General features: G+C 62.4%; 1 protein-coding gene. It reads right to left on the bottom strand.

Going from position 1 to position 1,640, the window contains the following annotated elements; genetic code table 11:
- Positions 1 to 1,640 (bottom strand): T6SS effector BTH_I2691 family protein (locus HU738_RS25705; RefSeq protein WP_275959747.1); only part of this gene is annotated, 1,640 nt, incomplete at both ends.

The raw sequence follows: 1,640 nt of genomic DNA, 5'->3' as shown, positions 1-1,640 counted from the left end.
CTTCACTTCCCTGGCCAACCGCTCATGCAGCTCATGCGCCGTGCCTTCGACCCAAACGCTGACCGGGATGACCTGATGTGCGATTTTCGGATCGAGCACGGCAAGGCTCAGCAAACCGGTCTGGATGATCGGTTTTACCTTGCTTGCTTGCCTGAAAATACCGGCCTTCACGTCTTCGAGGTCCGGCATCATCTGCGCCCGCGCCTCGGCCAGTTTCTGGCTGGCGCTGTTCTGCAGTTCACGCAGGTGCGCACTCTGCAGTGCGTAGTACTCACCCAGCTTCATCTGCACCTGCAACTCGATGAGGTGCACACCGTTGTAAATTCGCTGGCTGGCGCTGTTCAGGTGCCTTACCGCGTGCTGGATGCCGGGGTCGAGTTGCCCCTGCAGGCGCAGGCTGGCGGCATTGACCGCGCCCTGCAGTTCGGTGATGGCCTGCTTGAGCGAATCTCGCATCTTCAGGCCGGCATCTTCACTGTTGATGAATTTGCTCAAGGCGCTATAGAGCTTTTCGCTGTCGTTCCAGTTGGTCTGTTCATTCAGCGCGAAGCTTGGCAACAGTGCTGCCATCAACGGCCCGTCGCGCAGCAGCAGAGCGCGGTAGGGTGGGCTGTTCGGATCTTGCAGCCACTTCAACCACAGCGCTTCACTGCTGCCTGGGGCTGGCTCAGGGTTGGTGGACGGCGCTTCGGTGATGCCACCGGCCAGGCAGGCGGCGATGGTCTTGCTGTAGGCGACGCCCGATTCGCGGTCTCGGCCATCGTAATCGTGCCGCTCAATCAGGGCGAAGACCGCGCCCTCGCAGAGTTTCACGTAGGTGCCGGCATGCCGGTCGATGTAAGCCTGGAACCGGGCCTCTTCCTGATCGTATTCGGCTTGGAACGCTGCACGCCGGGGTTCGTCGTAGCGTTCTTCGAGTTTTTCATCGCTCTCGCGCTGATGCATCTCGATCACGCGCTGGCGTTCTTTCTCAGAATCGACGAACACCGGTGGCCCGTCGCCAGTTTGTGGCTCGAACGTCATGGGCACTTTCTGCGCCGCCCACTCACGCTGGGTAGCGCGAATGATCTGCAGAATCTGCGAGGTCTGCAGCTGATAGGCGCGCAACGGATCCTCGCGCCAGGCTTGGCGCTTGACCACCCAGTTCAGGCGCTGGTGGTTGTACTCCTGGATCAGGCCGACGGTGTCGTCGAGCACCACCGCCAGCACGCCGTTATCCAGCTTGTGCCTGGCGATGGCGTTGGTCAGGTAACCGCGCAGCGCGGTCCTGCGCAGGAAGCGGCTGTGGAAACCATGGGCACTGTCGAACGGCCCGTTCAATTGCTGGGCATACTCGAACACCTGGCGGTCGACCTGGAGGTTGTCCGGGGTCATGGCCAGGCCCAGCAGTTCGGGGTGCTTGCGCGCCTGGATCAGGTCCAGGCCCTCGAAGCGCTGCGCAGGCGCCTGGCCGCCCTTGTAGGCATCAAGCACGCTGGCCGGCCAGGGATCGCTGGAAAAGGCCAGCCAGGCCGAGCCGTAGGTCTCGGTGTCGATGTTGAGGAAGGACGACGGGATGTCGTGGTCCTCATGCATGCAGTGCTCGGGCAGCGACGGTGGCGGCCCCGGGTTTGGCTCGTAGGGAAGAAAACGGCGCAGGT

It is taken from the genome of Pseudomonas vlassakiae, from assembly GCF_014269035.2.
In the GTDB taxonomy this organism is placed as follows: domain Bacteria; phylum Pseudomonadota; class Gammaproteobacteria; order Pseudomonadales; family Pseudomonadaceae; genus Aquipseudomonas; species Aquipseudomonas vlassakiae.
Note: the sequence above shows the minus strand (reverse complement) of the source record. Positions and strands in the feature narration are given on the sequence as shown.